Source organism: Mycobacterium sp. UM_WGJ (assembly GCF_000455125.1).
Lineage (GTDB): Bacteria > Actinomycetota > Actinomycetes > Mycobacteriales > Mycobacteriaceae > Mycobacterium.
In genome coordinates this window covers 13,664-31,890 of record NZ_AUWR01000009.1, presented here as the reverse complement: position 1 = coordinate 31,890, position 18,227 = coordinate 13,664, and the positions used below count along the sequence as shown (strand labels likewise).

Below are 18,227 nucleotides of genomic sequence, written 5' to 3'. Positions count from 1 at the left end.
GGAGGACGAATGCGCGTACGTGAATTGATCGTCGCCACAGCGGCGTTCGGACTTGTGGTCGGGGCGACCCCGGCGCCGCCGGCGCACGCGGGCCTGGGCTTTGAGCTCAACGGCCCCTACCGGGTCACCTCGAACGGGGACTGGGCCAAGACCAACGAGGTCTTCATGAACGAGGTCACCGTTACGTCGGTGTGGACGTTCAGCTCCAGCTGCGAGAACGCGCACGTCTGCACCGGCCAGGTGAGCAGCGACCAGGGCTGGACCGCACCGCTGGAGTTCCGTACCTCGCGCTGGATCGTCGACCGCTTCCACGAGAACTGGCAGACCTGCCCGGACGGCACCACCTCGTCGGGTCGCCAGCGCTACCAGTTCCAAGGCAGTGATACCAACGGTCAATACGAGAAACGCAATATCGACCGGCTCGTCGGTTACGACCGGACGATCGGAGTCTCGGGCGCGTGTGGCCGTAACCAGCCCACGGTGATCCTCATGCCGTTGACCGTCGAGCGACTCTAGGTGCTGGGGGGAGACCATGCAGACCACTCGCGTGATGAAAGTGCTTGTCGCGGCGGTACTTGCCGCCGGGACGGTCGCCGAGGTGACGCCCGCGGCGCCGGCGGTCGCAGATCCGTACGTGCCGATGTGCGATGTCCCGGCATGTACACCCGGAATCATGCCGAACGTCGTGCTGGGTGCGCCGTGCTCAAATACCACCTACTTCGTTTTCGGATCCGCGGTCGCCGGGCCCTCGACCCTGCCTGGTCGACTGGTGTACTGCGCGTCCCCGCGCCGCTACGAGCCCCGCTGGTTCCGTTCCCCGGAGATGCACGGCATCAAAGAGGAGAACAGCAAGTGCGACGAGTATTCGGGTGAGGTGGCGCAGGCACCCGATGGGCTTTTCTTGACCTGTGTCGCCGACGGTGAGTCGTTGTGGCGTCGTGGTGATCTGTAGCGGAACAACGCTTCTGGTATGCCGAGGAGTTCACCCATGATCCGAACCACTGCCGGGGCAGCGCTCGGTGCGTTGACCATCGCCATAGCCGTGGCGCCGGCCGCCGCAGCCGATATGCGCTACGGCAACTACGAAGTCCTGACCAATCGGTGGACCGACGCCACGTGGGTCTGGGCGGCCTACCCCTGCGAGACGATGGGCAAGTTCGACGACCTGCCGGCGGGCTGTGTAACGGTGAGTGCGATCGACCGGCCGCATTTCTTCGGCCGCGGATACTACGGCGGGACCGCCAGACTGGTGAACGGTCAGTACTCGTTCACCTCTGATTACCCGAACGGTCTGACTTGCCCGTTCGGACCTTCAATGCCGACGCGCGACACCTACACCTGGGACGCGAACACGCTGGCCGGCGTCGTCGAATCACATTTCGACGTGGGCTGTATGAATGGTCCGGGCGGCGTCAACACCTGGACGTTCGCCCTGGTGCGCATGTAGCTCGCGGCTGTCTGCAGAGAATGGTCAGACCGGGTCGAACGAGGAGATCAGCCACCGGCCGTCGTGCTTCTCCAAGCCGACCTTGACGCTGCTCATCGAGAACGAGCCGTCCGGATTCGTCTTGCTGATCGTGGTCTGGTTGAGGTAGATCAGCACCTCCGCGGACCTGGGGTGCAGGGATACCAGCCCCTTGCGCACCACCGCGGCCACTGTCTGTACTTCCTTCTCCTTGACCGCCGGGGTAACGACCTTCTGGGTGAAATCGGTGTAGCGCGCGAGGAAGTCGCCGGTGAGGTGGCTCTCGGCGGTGGCGAAGTCCTGCTCCATCGTCTTGGGTGCATACGTCAACACGGCGACCGCGCCGTCGGCGGCGGCAGCCATCACGGCCTGCTCGGCCGCGGGTCCGAGTTGCTGATCGGCCCGAAGCACTCCGAAGTACAGCCAGGCAGTCAGCCCCGCCGACGCCACCAGCAGCCCGGCCAGGGCGGCGGCGACCCAGCGCGCCGTGGAGACGGTCGGGCCGGCTTGCGGCTGCTCGGCCGGTGGCTCTTCCCCCAGCTGCTGGTCAGGTTCCAGGGCGTCATCTTTGAGGGCGCCGTCGGCCTCGGTGGGCACGGCCTCGTCGTCGGACTCGGACTCGGTCGCCTCGGGTGTCACGTCGGTCTCGTCGGGTTCGCTCATGCCGCGAAGTCCACCTTCGACATCTTGATCCGATCGCCTTCGTGGGCCAGGTGTACGGTGAGGCGCCAAGCGCGGGGTTCCTCTTTGGCTCCAGCGATATTGGTGACCTTGGTGTTGGCCGCGACCAGCACCACCGCGTCGTTGTCCGACATCGATTCCACCCCCGCGACCGCCGTGTCGACCGTGGTGACGGTTTTCGACTTGCGGGCCACCTGGGCGAAGTCGCCGGCGTGGGCTTCGAAGTCCTTCTTGAACTCGCCGGTCGAGTTGTCGAGGATCGCCTTGACGTTGTCATCGACGGTTTCGTAATTCAACGACATCAGCGTCACCACGCCCTGACGAGCGGCCGCGGCGTATTCGGCGGATTGGCGCTGGCGCAGCGCCACACTGTTGTGGTGGGCCAGCATCACCACGTCCGCCGCGATAAGTCCACCGATGGTGAGCACGGCCAGCGTCGCCGCTGCCCAGGGCAGCACTTTGCGGATTCCGGTGATCGTGCTGGACTTCTCAGCCGGCTGTTCGGCGGAACCCTCCTCAACCCCTTCGCCAACTCCCGGGGCCGGCTCGGCCGCTTCGGAAGTCTCGATCACCTGAGCGGTTTCCAGCTCGACCGCCGCAGTGGATTCCGGCTCGGGCTCCTGCTGGGCCTTGAGCAGCTCCGCTCGGGCGCGGGCCAGCTCCGCCGCCGCCTCGGCGGCCTTCGCCTCGGCCTCCGCCAGCGTCAGGGCGTCTTTCGAAGCGCGCTTGGCGGCGTGCTTCCCGGCATGTTTTCTGGGCCCCCCCGGCTTCGCCGGATCACGCGACGGCATACGCCTCTCCTGTCCGTTATCCACCCAGCACCAGGGTCCCTCACCAAGTGCGGAGCGAGCAGAGCGCCCCCTTGGTACCGGCGTCGGTGGCGACCACGACGTCGTCAACGCGCAGTTCGCAGACGAACCCGGGCGTGGGCAGCTCCGGATGCATTCCGGGCAGCGACACCACCACCATGGCCCAATCTTGCGGATCGGCCAGGTTGGTCTCGAAGATCCAGGGCTGGTTGGGGCCGATCGTGACGTCTGCACGGGGACTGTACTGGTACGGGTTGTGGCTGTACTCGCCGAAATTGGGCGGCTGAACCTCGCGGTAGTAGACGTACGCTTGCGCGGTCTGAGTCGCACTGACCGAGTAGCGGACCCGGTGCGGCGTCGGATCGTCGGCGCCCGCCGGGATGGCGGCGGCCAGCGCTGCGGCGCACGCTGTCCCCACGACCAGGGACGATGCGCTGACCTGCCTGCCTGTCACGGGGTCCTCCACTGCTGCACCGGCCGGAGCGGCCGCGTGGGCAAAGACTCAAATTCTTGGTAGCGAAGAATAACATTTCCGCTGTGCCGACCGCGAGACCAATCGGCCGGCTACGCCTCCGCGTCGGTGGTGGCAGCTGCGCGCCCCGCGCGGAAGCCGAACACCATGGCCGGTCCGATGGTGCCGCCCGCGCCACCGTAGGCCCGGCCCGTCACGCCCGCCATCGCGTTGCCCGCGGCGAACAGCCCGGGGATGGGCCGGCCGGTGACGTGCAGGACCCGGCCATCGGAGTCGGTGCGGGGTCCGCCCTTGGTGCCCATCGCGCCGACGGACAGCGGTACGGCGTAGAAGGGTGCGGTGTCGATAGGTCCCAGGGTGCGCCCGGCAACCGTGCTCGCTTGGTCGTCGCCCCAATAGCCGTCGTAGGCGCTGGATCCGCGCCCGAATTCGGGATCCGACCCCGCCGCGACGTCGCGGTTCCAGGCGGCCACCGTGCGCGCCAGGCCCTCGGCGTCGATTCCGGTCTTGGCGGCCAGGCCGGCCAGGTCGGGTGATTCGGAGAACCACTCCGGTGCGGTGTCGTCGGGTGCGACGCCGAGAAAGCCGTACCGGCGCAGGTGTCCGGCGTCGAACACGATCCACGCCGGATCATTGACGTATCCGGCGCGCGGTTCCAGGTAGTGGAACGCGCCAGCCATCGAGTTGTAATCGCAGGCCTCGTTCACGAACCGCCGCCCTGCCCGGTTGACGATGATGCTGCGCGGGCGAGTCCGCTCGAGCCGTACGCTGCGGCTGCGCTGCTCCCCGTCGATGGTGTCACCGGGGATCCGGACGATCGGGACCCACCACGCCTCGCCCATGTTGGCCAGGTCTGCGCCCTGCGCCATCGCCATGCGCAGCGCGTCACCGGTGTTGTTCGGCGGTGACACCGCACCGCGCATCGGCCCGCGCAGAAAGGCCTCCACCAGGGAGACGTCCCATTCGAAACCGCCGTTGGCCAGGATCACGCCCCGTCGGGCGCGCACCCGCCGCGACGAGCCGTCGCCATCGACCCGCACACCCGCGATGCCCTCGGCGTCGGCGAGGAGCTCGACGCCGCGGCACCCGGTCTGCGGCGCGACCCCGGCGTCGAGCACACCGCGCAGCAACCCGGCGATCAGCGCGGTACCGGCCACGCAGATATCGCCGGCGTCTGTTGTTTCGATGTCGGCGTGCAGCCGGGCGCGGGTCTCGGCGTCGAACCCGACATTGCTGTAGTCGGCGGGGAACGCGGTGATCCGGTCCTGCCAAGAGCCCACTCGGGAGACGTCATAGGGCAGCGGGCTCAGCGAGCGGCCGCCCGACGGGCGCCCGCCGGGCAGCTCCGGCTTGTAGTCCGGGAAGCCGGTGGCGACCTCGAAGCGGACATCGCTGTGGGCTTCGACGAAGTCGACCATCTCCTGGCCGGTCTGTACGAACGTCGAGACCAGCGCGTCGTCCATCGCGCCGAAGGACTGGGCGCGCAGGTAATCCATCGCGGCCTCGACACTGAGCCCGGGGGCCCGATTGTGTGCCGGAATCCAGGCGATGCCACCCGAGACCGCGGTGGTGCCGCCCACCGTGTCCGACTTCTCGTAGAGGGCCACCGATGCGCCATGTACTGCTGCGGCGAGCGCGGCGGTGAGCCCGGCACCACCGGTGCCCAGCACCGCCACGTCGACGGTGTCGTCCCAATCGTGTTGCGCGCCGGCTGGCATCAAAGATGTTCCTCTCGGGCGGATTCAGCTCAAGATCTCGGACAGGCGGCCGGCAGCGGCCAGCACGGCATCGCGACCGCGCAGCACCACGTCCTCGCGGTGCGAGATCAGGTTGATGCAGGTCGGCGGCGCCGGGGGGCGGCGGCGAACCGGAACGGCCAACCCGAAGGTTCCGGGCTCGATCTCGCCGTGGGTGACCACCCAGCCGCGCTCCCGAGTCTGCGGGACGATGTCGCGTTCTCCGGGGCGCGCAGGCATGGCTGCCAGCAGCGCGATCCCGGCGGCGCCCAGGCTGAGCGGATGGCGGCTGCCCTCGTGGAACGCGAGTTGGTAGCCGACTTGGGTGGGGACGATGACCGCGACGGCCACCTGCTGATCGCCCTCGGCAACCAGCAGCGAGACCGTGGTCCCGAGTTCGTCGGCGAGCGCGCGCAGGGTCGGCAGGCTCACCTGTCGCACGTTGTTGTCGAACGAGGCTCCCAGTACGGCCAACGCTGCGGCCGGGCGATACCGGCCGTCGTCCCCCTTGGCGATCAGCCGGAAGCCGGTCAGCGTGTTCAGTAATCGGTAACTGATGGTCCGGTGCACGCCGACGCGGTCGGCGACCTGTTGCACCGTCAACCCCTCCGGCGCGGCGGCAACCGCCTGTAAGGCGGCCAACCCGCGGGCCAGGGTCTGCGAACCCCGCGCGGTCTCGGCGGCAGCGTCGGGCATCAGCGTGGGCATCGGCAGGGCCTCCTTGACATCCACCCGCATGAGAGTGATGCTCTTGAATATAACGTACATACATGTGCGATAAAAGCACGTCCAATATGCCGTAAAACGAGAATCACATTTCCACCGCGAGCTAGGGAAGAGGTGGCCGGTGCCGGAGTTCGAGAGCGTCTGGAGTGATCTCCAGGGCGTCGCGTTCGAGCAGGGCTACCTCGATGCGCGCGGTGTGCGCACCCGGTACTTGCGGGCCGGCGACCCGGCCAAGCCGGTACTGGTGCTGCTGCACGGATCCGGGGGGCACGCCGAGGCCTACGTCCGAAATCTCGCCGCGCACGCCGAGCATTTCTGGACCTGGTCGGTGGACATGCTCGGTCACGGCTACACCGACAAGCCCGGTCACCCCCTGGAGGTTGGCCACTACGTGGCGCACCTGGTGGACGTGCTGGACGCGATCGGTGCGCAGACGGCCAGCATCAGCGGCGAATCCCTCGGCGGCTGGGTGGCGGCGCGCGCCGCCATCGACCACCCGGACCGGGTTCACCGGTTGGTGCTCAACACCGCGGGTGGTTCCCAGGCCGATCCCGAGGTGATGAAGCGAATCGTCACGTTGTCGATGGCTGCGGTCGAGAATCCCAGCTGGGAAACGGTCCAGGCGCGCATCAAGTGGTTGATGGCCGACAAGACCAAGGACTACGACGACATCGTGGCCAGCCGTCAGCGGATCTACCGGTTGCCGGGATTCGTCGACGCAATGCGCGACATCATGGCGTTGCAGGACCCGCAGATCCGGGCGCGGAATCTATTGGGGCCCGCCGAATACGGAAGAATCACTGCGCCCACCCTGGTGGTCTGGACCAGCGACGACCCGACGGCCGACGTCGAGGAGGGCAAGCGGATCGCGTCGATGATCCCCGGCGCCCGGTTTGAACTGATGCCCGGCTGCGGCCACTGGCCACAGTATGAGGACCCCGAGACCTTCAACCGCCTTCACCTGGAATTTCTGCTGGAGCGCTAGCGTGGCTGCGCTCAGTGATGTCGAAGTCGTCGTGGTCGGCGCCGGGCCGGTCGGCCTGACCCTGGCCAACATCCTCGGCCTGCAAGGGATTCGCACCCTGGTCATCGAGGACCGCGACACCCTCATCGACTATCCCCGCGGGGTCGGCCTCGACGATGAGTCGCTGCGCACCTTCCAGGCGATCGGCCTGGTGGATGCTGTGCTGCCGCATACCGTCCCGAACCAGATCCTGCGGTTCTATGACGGCCGCCGGCGACTGCTGGCCGAAATGGCGCCTGCCGACGCCTGTTTCGGCTGGCCCAAGCGCAATGGATTCGTGCAGCCGCTGGTCGACGCCGAACTGCTGCGCGGCTTGGAACGCTTCGACCACGTCCAGGTGTTGTGGGGCCGGCCGATGACTGGGTGTGCTGAAACCGACGATGCGGTGGCGGTCAGCATCGGTGGCGACGGACCGGAACCCGAGACGGTGTCGGCTCGCTACGTGGTCGGGTGCGACGGCGGGCGCAGCGCCACCCGCCGGCTGATGGGAGTGTCCTTCGACGGCACCACCTCGTCGACGCGCTGGCTGGTGGTTGACATCGCCAATGACCCGCTCGGCCATCCCAACAGTGAAGTCGGCGCCGACCCGGCGCGCCCGTACGCATCGATCTCGATTGCGCACGGTATTCGCCGGTTCGAGTTCATGATCCACGCCCACGAGACCGATGAGCAGGCCGAGGATCCCGAATTCGTCGCGGCCATGCTGGCCCCGTTCCTGCCTTATCCGCACGACGTCGACGTGATCCGCCACCGGCTCTACACCCACCACTCCCGGATCGCCGGGGCCTTCCGCCGCGGGCGGCTGCTGTTGGCCGGCGACGCCGCCCATCTCATGCCGGTCTGGCAGGGCCAGGGCTACAACAGCGGGATCCGCGACGCGATGAACCTGGGCTGGAAGCTGGCCGCGGTGGTCCGGGGTCAGGCTCGGCCAAGCCTGCTGGACAGCTACGACACCGAGCGTCGCAAGCACGCCCGCGCCATGATCGACCTCTCCACGATGGTGGGCAAAGTGATCTCGCCGACCAACCGCCGCGTCGCCGGCCTGCGTGACCGGGTGATCCGGGCCGCCTCGGCGGTACCGACCCTCAAACGCTACGTCCTGGAGATGCGGTTCAAACCGATGCCGCGCTACGAGCAGGGTGCGGTCGTCCATGACCAGCCACGGCGCCCCGACTCCCCGGCGGGAACCCTGTTCATCCAGCCTCGCGTCGACACCCGCACTGGCACAGACCTACTCCTCGACGACGTGATCGGCACCGGGTTCGCGGTATTGGCCTGGAACAACAATCCCCGGGCGCTGCTCGGCGAGGAGGCGTTCGCGCGGTGGACGGCGCTGGGGGCGAGCTTCATCGCGGTGCGACCCTCGACCCAACTGCACTGGACCCCGCCCGGTCAGGCCGATGACCCCGCCATCACCATCGTCGGCGACCGGACCGGCGCGCTGAAGGCCTGGTTCGACCGCCACAGCGAATCGGTGCTGTTCCTGCGCCCGGACCGCTGCATTGCCGCCGCCTGCATCGCCCAGCGCGCACCCGAGGTGAGCGCACGACTGTGCAGCGCTTTGTCGCTCAAGCCGACGGCCCTTCCCGTGCAAGGGGGTGAAAGCCCCGATGCCACTGGCCCTGTGCTGCATGTCCCACAGCCCACTGCTGAATCTGCCGGGACCACCCCGTGAACTGATGGACGACATCGAGGCCGCGATCGCGCACGCCGCGGCGTTCGTCGCCGACTTCGACCCGCAGCTGACGGTGATCTTCGCGCCGGACCACTACAACGGGTTCTTCCTGCAACTGATGCCGCCGTTCTGCATCGGCACGTCGGCCCAGGGGATCGGTGACTACGGCACACACCTGGGGGCACTGAACGTTCCGTCCGACCTCGCGCACGAGTGCGCGGAGGCAGTGCTGGAACGCGGTGTGGACGTGGCCGTTTCGGCGTCCATGGACGTCGACCACGCCGTGACGCAGCCGCTGCAGCGGCTGTTCGCAGACGTAGCCGCGTCCCCGGTGATTCCGATCTTCCTCAACGCGGTCGCCGCCCCGCTGGGGCCGATACACCGCGCCCGCGCGCTGGGCGCGGCGGTCGGGGAGTTCCTGGCCGGCCTGGACTTGCGCGTACTCGTCGTGGGATCCGGTGGGCTCTCGCACGATCCGCCGATCCCGACGCTGGCGACCGCGCCCCCGGTCACCCGGGACCGGATCCTGCACGGCACCGCCATGAGCGCCGAGCAGCGCCAGGCACGCCAGGAAGCGGTGATCGCAGCGGCGCGCGACTTCGCCGCCGGGACGAACGACCTCGCACCGCTAAACCCGGAATTCGACGAGCGGTTCCTGTCGATCGTGGACAGTGGGCGCCTTGACGACCTCAACGACTGGTCCAACGCATACATCACCGATGCGGGCGGTGGATCGGCTCACGAAATACGCACCTGGGCGGCCGCTTTCGGTGCTCTTGGGGCCAAGGGAAGCTATCGCATCGCCCAGCGCTACTACCGGCCGGCGCCCGAACTGATCGCCGGTTTCGCCATCCGCATCGCGCAACCCATGGAGGTGATCCGGTGACCGACCCCGACCACGTCGTCGACGTGCTCATCATCGGCTCCGGCGGCGGCGGAATGACTGCGGCGCTGGCGGCCGACGCCCGCGGCCTGAACACCCTGGTCGTGGAGAAGTCGCACTACTTCGGTGGCTCCACCGCGCTGTCCGGCGGCGGCATCTGGGTGCCGGGGGCGCCCTCGCAACGTCGGGAAGGCTATGCGCCCGACCCCGACGACGTCCTCACCTACCTGCGCGCGATCACCGACGGCCTGGTCAGCGACGCACGACTGCGGCAATACGTCGATGCTGCACCGCGGATGATGGAGTTCTTGGAACAGGCCAGCTCCTGGTTCGAGTTCGTCTGGAAGCCCGGCTACGCCGACTACTACCCGGAGCTGCCGGGCGGCTCCGAGCTCGGCAGCACCATCAACGTGCCCGCCATCGACCTGCGCAAGCTCGGCGACGAGGAACAGAATCTGCTGGCCCCGCTGGCGCTGGCGCCCAAGGGGATCTGGCTGGGCCCCAAGGATCTTCGGCTCTTCTACCAAGTCCGCCAGTCCTGGCGTGGCAAAGCGGTCCTGGTGAAGCTGCTGTGGCGGATGTTTCGCGCCCGGGTGTTCGGCGACCGGATGGCCGCCATCGGCCAATCACTGGCCGCGCGGCTCCGGCTGGCCATGGTCGAACGCGACATACCGCTGTGGCTGGACACGGCGATGACCGAGCTGATCACCGAGGACTCCGGGGCGGTGATCGGTGCGGTGGTGCAGCGCAACGGGCGGGCGCAGCGCATCCGGGCGCGCCGCGGCGTGATCCTGGCCAGCGGCGGGTTCGACCATGACTTGGCGTGGCGTCAGCAGCATCAGCCTGTGCTGGAACACGATTGGAGCTTCGGCAACCCGCTGGCCACCGGCGACGGCATCCGGGCCGGGGAACGTGTCGGCGCGGCGACCGACCTGCTCGACGAGGCCTGGTGGTTCCCGGCGGTGTGCTGGCCCGACGGGCGCCTGCAGTTCATGCTCAACGAACGCATGATGCCCTCCCAATTCATCGTCAACGGTGCCGGCGAGCGGTTCATCAACGAAGCGGCGCCCTACATGGACTTCGCGCACGCCATGATCGCCGGCCAGCAGGCCGGTGTCACCCACATCCCGTGCTGGCTGGTCACCGACCAGCGATCCTTTCACCGCTACGTCGTCGCCGGACACCTGCCGATCCCGAAGATCCCCGGCGCACCCGTGCCGACCGGGCGCCGAATACCGCAGGCCTGGCTGGACTCCGGCGTGGTGAAGGCGGCCAACTCCTTCGCGGAGCTGGCCGGCGAGATCGGCGTCCCGGCCGAAAGGCTGCGCAGCACGGCACAGCGGTTCAACGAGCTGGCCCGCGCCGGCCACGATGACGACTTCAATCGCGGCGACAGTGTCTATGACAACTACTACGGGGACCCGACGCTGCCCAACCCCAACCTGCACCCACTGGGCAAGCCGCCCTACTACGCCTTCCGCATCATCCTCGGCGATCTGGGCACCTCGGGCGGCCTGCGTACCGACGAGCACGCCCGGGTACTGCGCGCCGACAACTCGGTGATCGAGGGCCTCTACGCGGTGGGCAACACCTCGGCCCCGGTGATGGGCCGCAGCTACGCCGGCGCCGGAGCGACCATCGGCCCCGCGATGACCTTCGGTTACGTCGCCGCCCAACACCTTGCCGACATTTCTGATCGCCAGCCGTCCGCCGAATCGCAGGCTCCCAACCAATCGCCCAGGAGGTAAACCGTGAAGATCTCACTGTTCTACGAATTCGCGCTGCCGCGTCCATGGTCCGACGACGATGAACGCCAGCTGTTCTCCGACGGACTCGACGAGGTGGAGCTGGCCGACAAGGCCGGGTTCTCCACGGTCTGGCTCACCGAGCACCACTTCCTGGAGGAGTACTGCCACGCCACCGCACCGGAGATGTTCTTGGCCGCGGCCAGCCAGCGGACCAAGAACATCCGGCTCGGTTTCGGGATCATGCACCTGCCCCCGGTGGTCAACCACCCCGCCCGGGTGGCCGAGCGGGTCGCCACCTTGGACCTGCTCTCCGGTGGCCGAGTCGAATTCGGCACCGGAGAGGGATCCTCGATCGCCGAGCTCGGCGGATTCGGGATCGACCCGGCCGACAAGCGCACCCAGTGGGAGGAAGCACTCGAGGTCTCGATCCGCTGCATGACCGAGGAGCCGTTTACCGGCTTTGACGGCCAGCACGTGCAGATGCCGGCCCGCAACGTGGTGCCCAAGCCGCTGCAGAAGCCGCATCCGCCGGTCTGGGTGGCCTGCACCCGGCCGGCTTCGGTGCAGATGGCCGCGAGTAAGTGCATCGGCGCCTTGAGCTTCGCCTACACCGGTCCCGGCCCGCTGGCCGAGCGCGTCAACGGCTACTACAAGGAACTCGAAGAGAACGGCGTCCCGGTCACCCCCCAGGTGAACCCCAACATCCTGGCCATCGGCGGCGACCTGTCGATGATGGTGGCCCCCACCGACGAGCAGGCCATCGCACGCCTCGGGGTCGGCGGCGGATTCTTCTCGTTCGGGATCATGCACTACTACATGACCGGCGAGCACACCCCGGGCCGAACCGGGGTCTGGAACCGCTACCTCGAAGAAGTGGAAAAGGATCCGACGCTGGCCTACGGGCCGGGCCGCGGGGCAATCGGAAGCCCTGCGACCGCACGGGAGTTCCTGCGTGGCTATGAGGAGAGCGGCGTCGACGAGCTCATCCTGTTGCTCAACCCGCGCAGCCACGAGGCGACCATGGAAGCCATCGAACTGATGGGCAAAGAGGTGCTGCCGGAGTTCATCGAACGCGACGAGAAGGCAGTTGCCGAGAAGGCCAAGCGTCTTGAACCGGTGCTGGAGAAGCTGGAGTCCCGCCGACAAGCCTCCACCGCACCGGCATTCGACGAGTCCTACTCGTTCGGCGGATTGCCGACCGGTCGAGGCGGCACGTTCACCGCCACCGAGATCCCCGAGGCGATGGCCGAGATGAACGAGGGTCGGGTGCAGGCCGCGCAACTTGCCCGGGAAGAGCGAGAAGAGCGGGAACGCGGCCAGCAGTGAGCGCGCCGTCTGGACTGTGGCGCTACGACGGTCGACGAGCCGTGGTCACCGGCTGCGCGTCGGGAATCGGCGCGGCGCTGGTGACGCAGCTCGGTGAACTCGGGGCGCAGGTCGTCGGCTTGGACCGGGTCGAGCCTGCGGCAAGCGTCGACGAATTTCACCCGACGGATCTGTCTGATCCGGCGTCCATCGATCACGCCGCCGCAGCGATCCGGGCGGCGGGACACGTTGATGCGCTGTTCAACGTCGCCGGGGTCTCCTCGGGCATCGGTGACCCCGAGCGGGTGGTCACGATCAACTTTCTGGGCTTGCGCCACCTCACCGAGGCGCTGCTGCCGGTGATGCCGACGGGCTCGGCGATCGTCAATGTGTCCTCACTGGCCGCGGCGGCATTCCGCGAGAACGCGCAGACCACGGTCGGCCTGTTGAACTCCCAAGGCATGGCTGCCGGATTACAGTGGTGCCGTGCTAATCCCGCCGCGCTCGCCGACGGCGGCTACCGGCTGTCCAAAGAGGCGATCATCCTCTACGGCATGCTCAACGCCGGACCACTGGCGCACCGCGGAATCCGGATCAACTGCACCGCACCCGGTGTCACCGAAACCCCGATCCTCGACCAATTGCGCAGCAGGTACGGGCAGGACTATCTCGACGACATTCCCAAACCCTTGGGGCGGGTCGCCAGCGCTGACGAACAGGCTGCACCGCTGGTGTTCCTGAATAGTCCCGCAGCCGGTTACATCACCGGCCAGGTGCTCTGGGTCGACGGCGGCAACACCGGCGGCCGGGTCGCCGCCGCGCTGACGGACGGATCGGTGCCGTGGCCGACCTGACCGAGTTCCGGCGGGTGGCCGAGACGGTCCGCAATTGGGGACGTTGGGGCGACGCCGACGAGCTGGGTACGCTCAACCTCATCACCCCGGCGAAGGTCGCCGAGGCCGCCGCCCTGGTCCGCCGCGGCAAGGTCTTCCCGCTCGGCGTGGATTTCGGGTCGTCGGGTCCGCAGGGCGCTTTCCAGTTCCGGCACAATCCGATTCACGTGATGACCGTCGACGGCGGCGACGTCAGCACGCTTGCGCAGTACGGCCCGGAATGGCATCGCAATAACGTGGCGCAGCAGCTGAGCAAGTTCTTCGTCGACAACCCGTTCCGGTTCAACGACGACATGATCGTGATGCCATTGCAGGCCGCCAGCCAATGGGATGCGCTGTCACACGTCTACTACGACGACCTGCTCTACAACGGCTTCCCGGCGAGTTCGGTGACCAGCCTGGGCGCCTACCACTGCGGCATCGACAAGGTCGACGGCAAGGGGATCACCTCGCGCGGTGTGCTGCTGGATGTGGTCGCGCACCGCGGAGCAGACACCTTCCTGCCGCTGGGCACCCCGATCACTCCGGAGGAGCTCGACGATGTCGCCCGCGCCCAGAAAGTCAGCGTCGAACCCGGCGACATCGTGGTTGTCCGAACCGGTTGGTGGGAAAGGTTTGTGGCGACCGGCAACGGCGCTGAACCGGGCGCCGGACTGGACTGGCGGTGCGCCTCCTGGCTGCACGCCCACGACGTCGCCGCGGTGGCCGCCGACAACCTGATGGTCGAAGACCCGGTCTCCGGCGTCGAGGGAACATATCTGCCCCTGCACATGCTGTGCCTGCGCGACATGGGGTTGATGCTCGGGGAGTACTGGGACCTCGGCGCGCTGGCCGCAGATTGCGCCGTCGATGGCCGTTACGAGTTCCAGCTGGTGGCGCCGCCGTTGCGGGTGACCGGCGGAGTCGGGTCACCGGTGAACCCGATCGCGATCAAATAGCCCGGGGCAGGAGCATCATGCGATTCGTCTTCGTGCACGGTGGGTTTCACGCATCCTGGTGCTGGAGTCGCACCATCGCGGAGTTGGAGAAGATCGGCCACACCGGTATCGCCGTCGACCTGCCCGGCCACGGTGCCCGGCTCCATGAGGAGTCCACCCTGGCCAACCGCCGAGAGGCCGTGGCCTCGGTGCTGCAACCCGGCGATGTTCTGGTCGGGCACTCCGGGGGCGGCTTCGACGCCACCCTAGGCGCCGACAGTGCCCCGGATCTGGTGCGCCATATCGTCTATCTCGCCGCGGCGCTGCCCAGGGAGGGCCGCAGCTACACCGATGCGATGACGATGGGCAGCGAGGGAGCTGAATTCTTCGACACCGCCGCCAGCGACATGCTGGCCCATCTGCACTTCGCGGACGACGGGACGATGACCTTCGCCGATATCGACGGTGCGCGGCAGTACTTCTACCACGACTGCGACGACGACACCGTGCGGTGGGCCTTCGAACGGCTCGGGACGGAGCGGTTCGGCGAGACGACGATCGCACCGGTATCGGTACCGGCCTTCTGGGCGGCCGACATCGGGCGCAGCTTCATCCGCTGCGAACAGGACCGTGCCTATCCGCGGTGGCTGGCAGACCTGGTCTGCGGGCGGCTCGGGGTGGAACCCCTGACCATCGACGCCTCACACTCACCGTTCCTGAGCCGTCCCGCCGAACTCGCCGAACTATTGGTGCACGCCACCACGACCCGGCCGATCGGCCCGCTGATCCCCGACTGAGGAGCCCCCGTGCTGGTTACGCGCAAGACCGTCGTCGTGGACGGCCTGAGCACCTCCTACCTGGAAGCGGGTGACCCGTTCGCCCCGGCGGTTGTCCTGCTGCACGGTGGTGAGTTCGGTGCCAGCGCTGAAATCGGCTGGGAACACGCCATTCCCGCACTGGCCGATCGCTATCGGGTGCTCGCGCCGGACCTGCTCGGCTTCGGCGAGTCGGCCAAGGTCCTCGACTTCAACGACGGACGCGGCATGCGGATCCGCCATGTCGCGCGGTTCTGCGCGGTGCTGGGAGTCGAATCCGCTGATTTCGTAGGCAATTCGATGGGCGCGATCATGGCTTTGGTCGACACCACCTCGGAGGCGCCGGTGCTGCCGGTGCGGCGCATGGTGCTCATCTGCGGGGGCGGGGAGATCCAGCAGAACGAACACATGGCCGCGCTCTACGACTACGACGCGACGGTGCCCGCGATGCGCCGGATCGTAACCGCGCTGTTCCACGATCCGGCCTATCCTGCCGACGAGGAGTATGTCGGGCGGCGGCACGCGTCGAGTGTGGCTCCCGGCGCCTGGGAAGCGGTGGCGGCGGCACGGTTCCGCCGACCGGGTGCCGAGCCGCCGGCCGCGGCATCGAGCAACCGTGCCTACGAACGTATTTCGGTGCCGACGTTGGTAATTGAAGGTGCCTGCGACAAGCTGCTCCCACCCGGCTGGGCTGGGCAGATCGCCGACCAGATCCCCGGCGGGCGCGCCGTCGTTGTGGACGGCGCCGGCCACTGCCCACAGATCGAGCAGGCCGAACAGGTCAATGGCCTACTGCTGGACTTCCTGGACTGAGGCCGGGGGATTGGTGAACCAGACGTTCTCCTCGCGCAGGTTTGCGCTGCGCCAGCCAGCGCCGGTGCGGACCAGTTCGTGGTGGTAGTAGCCACCGCAATAGCTCAACCCGGTCATACCTGGCAGCTGCATGGGGTTGTAGAACATCGCCTGTGCGAGCGCGGAATCGCCGCTGTATTCCAGCACTTCGATGTTGGTGATGTAATGCATCGACATCGGGATTTCCTGGAAGCCGCTCGCCAGCCAATCGGCGACTTCGTCACGCGTGCCGCAGATCGCGCCCGCTGATGAGTAGTCGATGACGGCGTCCTCGGTGAACACCGACCGATACAACGCCCAGTCCTTGGTGTCCACGGCACGGGCATAGCGGTAGAGCAGCGCGGAGATCTCCAGCCGATCGTCGGTCGAGACGGGGTCTGTCATGCTGCCGACCTTAGGTCGCCTGACCATTTAAATCAGTCGCTTGACTGAACCCGGGCCAACGGGTTGAGTCGATCACGGACGTGGTCCGCAGCGGAAGGGTGCAGATGGGCAACGAATTGACCGGCAAGGTGGCAATCGTCACCGGAGGTGCATCGGGTATCGGCCGCGGGATCGCCGAGCGATTCCTCGCCGAGGGGGCACGCGTTGTCATCGCCGACACGGATCGCGAACGCGGCGAAGCGCTCGCGGGCCAACTCGGTGCGGAGGCGATCTTCCGGGTCGCCGATGTCTCTGACCCGGCCCAAGTGGGCGCCCTGGTCGAATCGGCCGTCGAGATGTTCGGCGGACTGGACATCATGGTCAACAACGCCGGGGTCTCGGGCACCATGCACAACAGGTTTCTCGACGACGACCTGGCTGACTTTCACCGCATCATGGCGGTCAACGTGCTCGGTGTGATGGCCGGTACTCGCGACGCCGCGCGGCACATGTCCAAGGCCGGCGGCGGGTCGATCCTCAATCTGACCTCGATCGGTGGCATCCAGGCCGGCGGCGGGGTGATGACCTACCGCGCGTCGAAAGCCGCGGTCATCCAGTTCACCAAATCCGCGGCGATTGAGCTGGCCCACTACGACATCCGGGTCAATGCCATTGCCCCCGGCAACGTTCCGACGCCGTTCGTGGCGTCGTCGGCGGCAGCGAACCTGGATCCGGAGGACCTGGAACGATACGAAGCGGCGATTCGCGAGACGATGCGGGCCGACCGGCCCCTGAAGCGGGAGGGGACCGCGGCTGACGTCGCCGAAGCTGCGCTCTACCTCGCCGGTGAGCGCTCCCGGTACGTGACGGGCGTGGTGCTGCCGGTGGACGGCGGAACCGTCGCAGGCAAGGCGATCCGGCGCCGGGGGCCCGGTGACGCAGAAAATTAAATCAATCGCTTGACTTAAACCGTGAATCACGGTTGACTGACGCCGTGACCACCGCTGATCGGGCCGTGCGGGCTGAGCGGGCCAACAGCACGCGGGATGCGATCCTGACCGCGGCCGAACGGCTGTTCGCCGACCACGGGGTATTCGCGGTCTCCAACCGGCAGGTCAGCGAGGCCGCCGGCCAGGGCAATAACGCCGCCGTCGGATACCACTTCGGCACCAAGACCGACCTGGTCCGCGAGATCGAGCGCCGGCACCGAGTGCCGGTCGAGCGGCTGCGCGAAGAGATGGTGTCGGAGGCAGCGGATTCCACCGACCTGCGCCATTGGGTGGCCTGCCTGGTCCGCCCGCTCACCGATCACCTTGCCGCGTTGGGCAATCCGACCTGGTACGCCCGTTTTGCCGCGCAGGTGATGGCCGATCCGGCCTACCACAACATCGTCGTCAAGGACGCGTTGAGTTCGCCGTCGCTGGTGCAGGTCATCGACGGCATCAACACCTGCCTTCCCGATCTGCCGGTCCGGGTCCACCAGGCGCGCAACGTGATGGCCCGAAACCTGTTGATGCACAGCTGTGCCGAACACGAGCGAGCACTGGCATCCGGGGGGTCGGCATCTGCCAGTTGGACCGAAGCCGGATCCGACCTGATCGACGCAATCGTGGGACTGTGGCTCGCTCCGGTTACCGGAGTTCAGGGAGGCCCGCAATGAAAGTGACCGTCGACCAAGACATCTGCGCGTCCTCGGGGCAATGCGTGGGGTTTGCGCCCCGCGTGTTCGATCAGCGTGATGAGGACGGTGTCGTCGTCCTGCTCGACGAGGCCCCGCCGCAGGAGTTGGCCGACGCCGTGCGCCAGGCGGCCCGAGTCTGTCCGTCCGGAGCCATCAAGATCGTCGAGGAGTGAGCGTGACCG

21 protein-coding genes are annotated in these 18,227 nt (G+C 67.5%); 15 read left to right on the top strand and 6 right to left on the bottom strand.

Annotation, left to right across the window (positions count from 1 at the left end):
- Positions 1–9: 9 nt before the first annotated feature.
- Genes N416_RS0104175 through N416_RS0104165 form a run of 3 tightly spaced genes read left to right on the top strand, consistent with a single transcriptional unit; the run spans position 10 to position 1,447 of the window.
- Entirely contained in the window at positions 10–516 is a 507-nt protein-coding gene (locus N416_RS0104175; RefSeq protein WP_024440873.1) for a hypothetical protein, read from the top strand.
- A 16-nt stretch (positions 517–532) separates the two neighbouring features.
- Positions 533–952: a hypothetical protein gene (locus N416_RS0104170; protein ID WP_174549775.1), complete on the top strand. Its 420-nt coding sequence runs from the start codon at positions 533–535 to the stop codon at positions 950–952.
- Between the two features lie 36 nt (positions 953–988).
- Positions 989–1,447: a hypothetical protein gene (locus tag N416_RS0104165; RefSeq protein WP_024440871.1), complete on the top strand. Its 459-nt coding sequence runs from the start codon at positions 989–991 to the stop codon at positions 1,445–1,447.
- A gap of 24 nt (positions 1,448–1,471) precedes the next feature.
- On the opposite strand, the gene N416_RS0104160 is transcribed toward N416_RS0104165, so the two are convergent.
- From N416_RS0104160 to N416_RS0104140, 5 genes are all read right to left on the bottom strand, one after another.
- Positions 1,472–2,128, bottom strand: coding sequence for a hypothetical protein (locus N416_RS0104160; RefSeq protein ID WP_024440870.1), 657 nt, complete (start codon positions 2,126–2,128; stop codon positions 1,472–1,474).
- Entirely contained in the window at positions 2,125–2,937 is an 813-nt protein-coding gene (locus tag N416_RS0104155; RefSeq protein WP_024440869.1) for a VirB8/TrbF family protein, read from the bottom strand. Before N416_RS0104155 ends, N416_RS0104160 begins: the two co-directional genes overlap by 4 nt.
- A gap of 40 nt (positions 2,938–2,977) precedes the next feature.
- Positions 2,978–3,409 (bottom strand): hypothetical protein, encoded by a 432-nt coding sequence (locus N416_RS0104150; protein ID WP_024440868.1) that lies wholly within the window; start codon positions 3,407–3,409, stop codon positions 2,978–2,980.
- 110 nt (positions 3,410–3,519) lie between these two features.
- Entirely contained in the window at positions 3,520–5,145 is a 1,626-nt protein-coding gene (locus tag N416_RS0104145) for an FAD-dependent oxidoreductase (RefSeq protein WP_024440867.1), read from the bottom strand.
- 24 nt (positions 5,146–5,169) lie between these two features.
- Positions 5,170–5,871 (bottom strand): helix-turn-helix domain-containing protein, encoded by a 702-nt coding sequence (locus N416_RS0104140; RefSeq protein WP_051190178.1) that lies wholly within the window; start codon positions 5,869–5,871, stop codon positions 5,170–5,172.
- A gap of 139 nt (positions 5,872–6,010) precedes the next feature.
- On the opposite strand from N416_RS0104140, the gene N416_RS0104135 reads away from it, so the two are divergent.
- Genes N416_RS0104135 through N416_RS0104095 form a run of 9 tightly spaced genes read left to right on the top strand, consistent with a single transcriptional unit; the run spans position 6,011 to position 15,962 of the window.
- Positions 6,011–6,874, top strand: a complete 864-nt coding sequence (locus N416_RS0104135) for an alpha/beta fold hydrolase (RefSeq protein ID WP_024440865.1) — start codon at positions 6,011–6,013, stop codon at positions 6,872–6,874.
- Between the two features lies 1 nt (position 6,875).
- The gene (locus tag N416_RS0104130; RefSeq protein WP_024440864.1) at positions 6,876–8,588 is read left to right on the top strand and encodes a bifunctional 3-(3-hydroxy-phenyl)propionate/3-hydroxycinnamic acid hydroxylase; all 1,713 of its coding nucleotides are present in this window, start codon (positions 6,876–6,878) and stop codon (positions 8,586–8,588) included.
- Complete coding sequence (locus N416_RS0104125) at positions 8,545–9,474, top strand: 3-carboxyethylcatechol 2,3-dioxygenase (RefSeq protein ID WP_036457222.1); 930 nt, start codon at positions 8,545–8,547, stop codon at positions 9,472–9,474. Before N416_RS0104130 ends, N416_RS0104125 begins: the two co-directional genes overlap by 44 nt.
- The gene (locus N416_RS0104120) at positions 9,471–11,219 is read left to right on the top strand and encodes an FAD-binding protein (protein WP_024440862.1); all 1,749 of its coding nucleotides are present in this window, start codon (positions 9,471–9,473) and stop codon (positions 11,217–11,219) included. The genes N416_RS0104125 and N416_RS0104120 overlap by 4 nt, the downstream gene beginning before the upstream one ends.
- Before the next feature lie 3 nt (positions 11,220–11,222).
- On the top strand, positions 11,223–12,545 hold the full coding sequence (locus N416_RS0104115; RefSeq protein WP_024440861.1) for an LLM class flavin-dependent oxidoreductase: 1,323 nt from the start codon (positions 11,223–11,225) through the stop codon (positions 12,543–12,545).
- Complete coding sequence (locus tag N416_RS0104110) at positions 12,542–13,378, top strand: coniferyl-alcohol dehydrogenase (RefSeq protein WP_024440860.1); 837 nt, start codon at positions 12,542–12,544, stop codon at positions 13,376–13,378. The genes N416_RS0104115 and N416_RS0104110 overlap by 4 nt, the downstream gene beginning before the upstream one ends.
- Positions 13,366–14,355, top strand: a complete 990-nt coding sequence (locus N416_RS0104105) for a cyclase family protein (RefSeq protein WP_024440859.1) — start codon at positions 13,366–13,368, stop codon at positions 14,353–14,355. The genes N416_RS0104110 and N416_RS0104105 overlap by 13 nt, the downstream gene beginning before the upstream one ends.
- Positions 14,356–14,372: 17 nt before the next feature.
- Entirely contained in the window at positions 14,373–15,131 is a 759-nt protein-coding gene (locus N416_RS0104100) for an alpha/beta fold hydrolase (RefSeq protein ID WP_024440858.1), read from the top strand.
- Between the two features lie 9 nt (positions 15,132–15,140).
- On the top strand, positions 15,141–15,962 hold the full coding sequence (locus tag N416_RS0104095; RefSeq protein WP_024440857.1) for an alpha/beta fold hydrolase: 822 nt from the start codon (positions 15,141–15,143) through the stop codon (positions 15,960–15,962).
- Here the strand turns inward: N416_RS0104095 and N416_RS0104090 are convergent.
- Entirely contained in the window at positions 15,939–16,385 is a 447-nt protein-coding gene (locus N416_RS0104090; RefSeq protein WP_024440856.1) for a nuclear transport factor 2 family protein, read from the bottom strand. The genes N416_RS0104095 and N416_RS0104090 overlap by 24 nt on opposite strands.
- A 104-nt stretch (positions 16,386–16,489) precedes the next feature.
- Between N416_RS0104090 and N416_RS0104085 the strand changes: the two genes are divergently transcribed.
- From N416_RS0104085 to N416_RS0104075, 3 genes are read left to right on the top strand one after another with little or no spacing between them, the layout of a single operon-like run.
- Positions 16,490–17,314, top strand: a complete 825-nt coding sequence (locus N416_RS0104085; RefSeq protein ID WP_024440855.1) for an SDR family NAD(P)-dependent oxidoreductase — start codon at positions 16,490–16,492, stop codon at positions 17,312–17,314.
- 44 nt (positions 17,315–17,358) lie between these two features.
- A complete protein-coding gene (locus tag N416_RS0104080) occupies positions 17,359–18,024 on the top strand; it encodes a TetR/AcrR family transcriptional regulator (RefSeq protein WP_024440854.1) in 666 nt (221 codons plus the stop codon).
- Positions 18,021–18,218: a ferredoxin gene (locus tag N416_RS0104075; RefSeq protein WP_024440853.1), complete on the top strand. Its 198-nt coding sequence runs from the start codon at positions 18,021–18,023 to the stop codon at positions 18,216–18,218. Before N416_RS0104080 ends, N416_RS0104075 begins: the two co-directional genes overlap by 4 nt.
- The last annotated feature ends 9 nt before the right edge of the window (positions 18,219–18,227 follow it).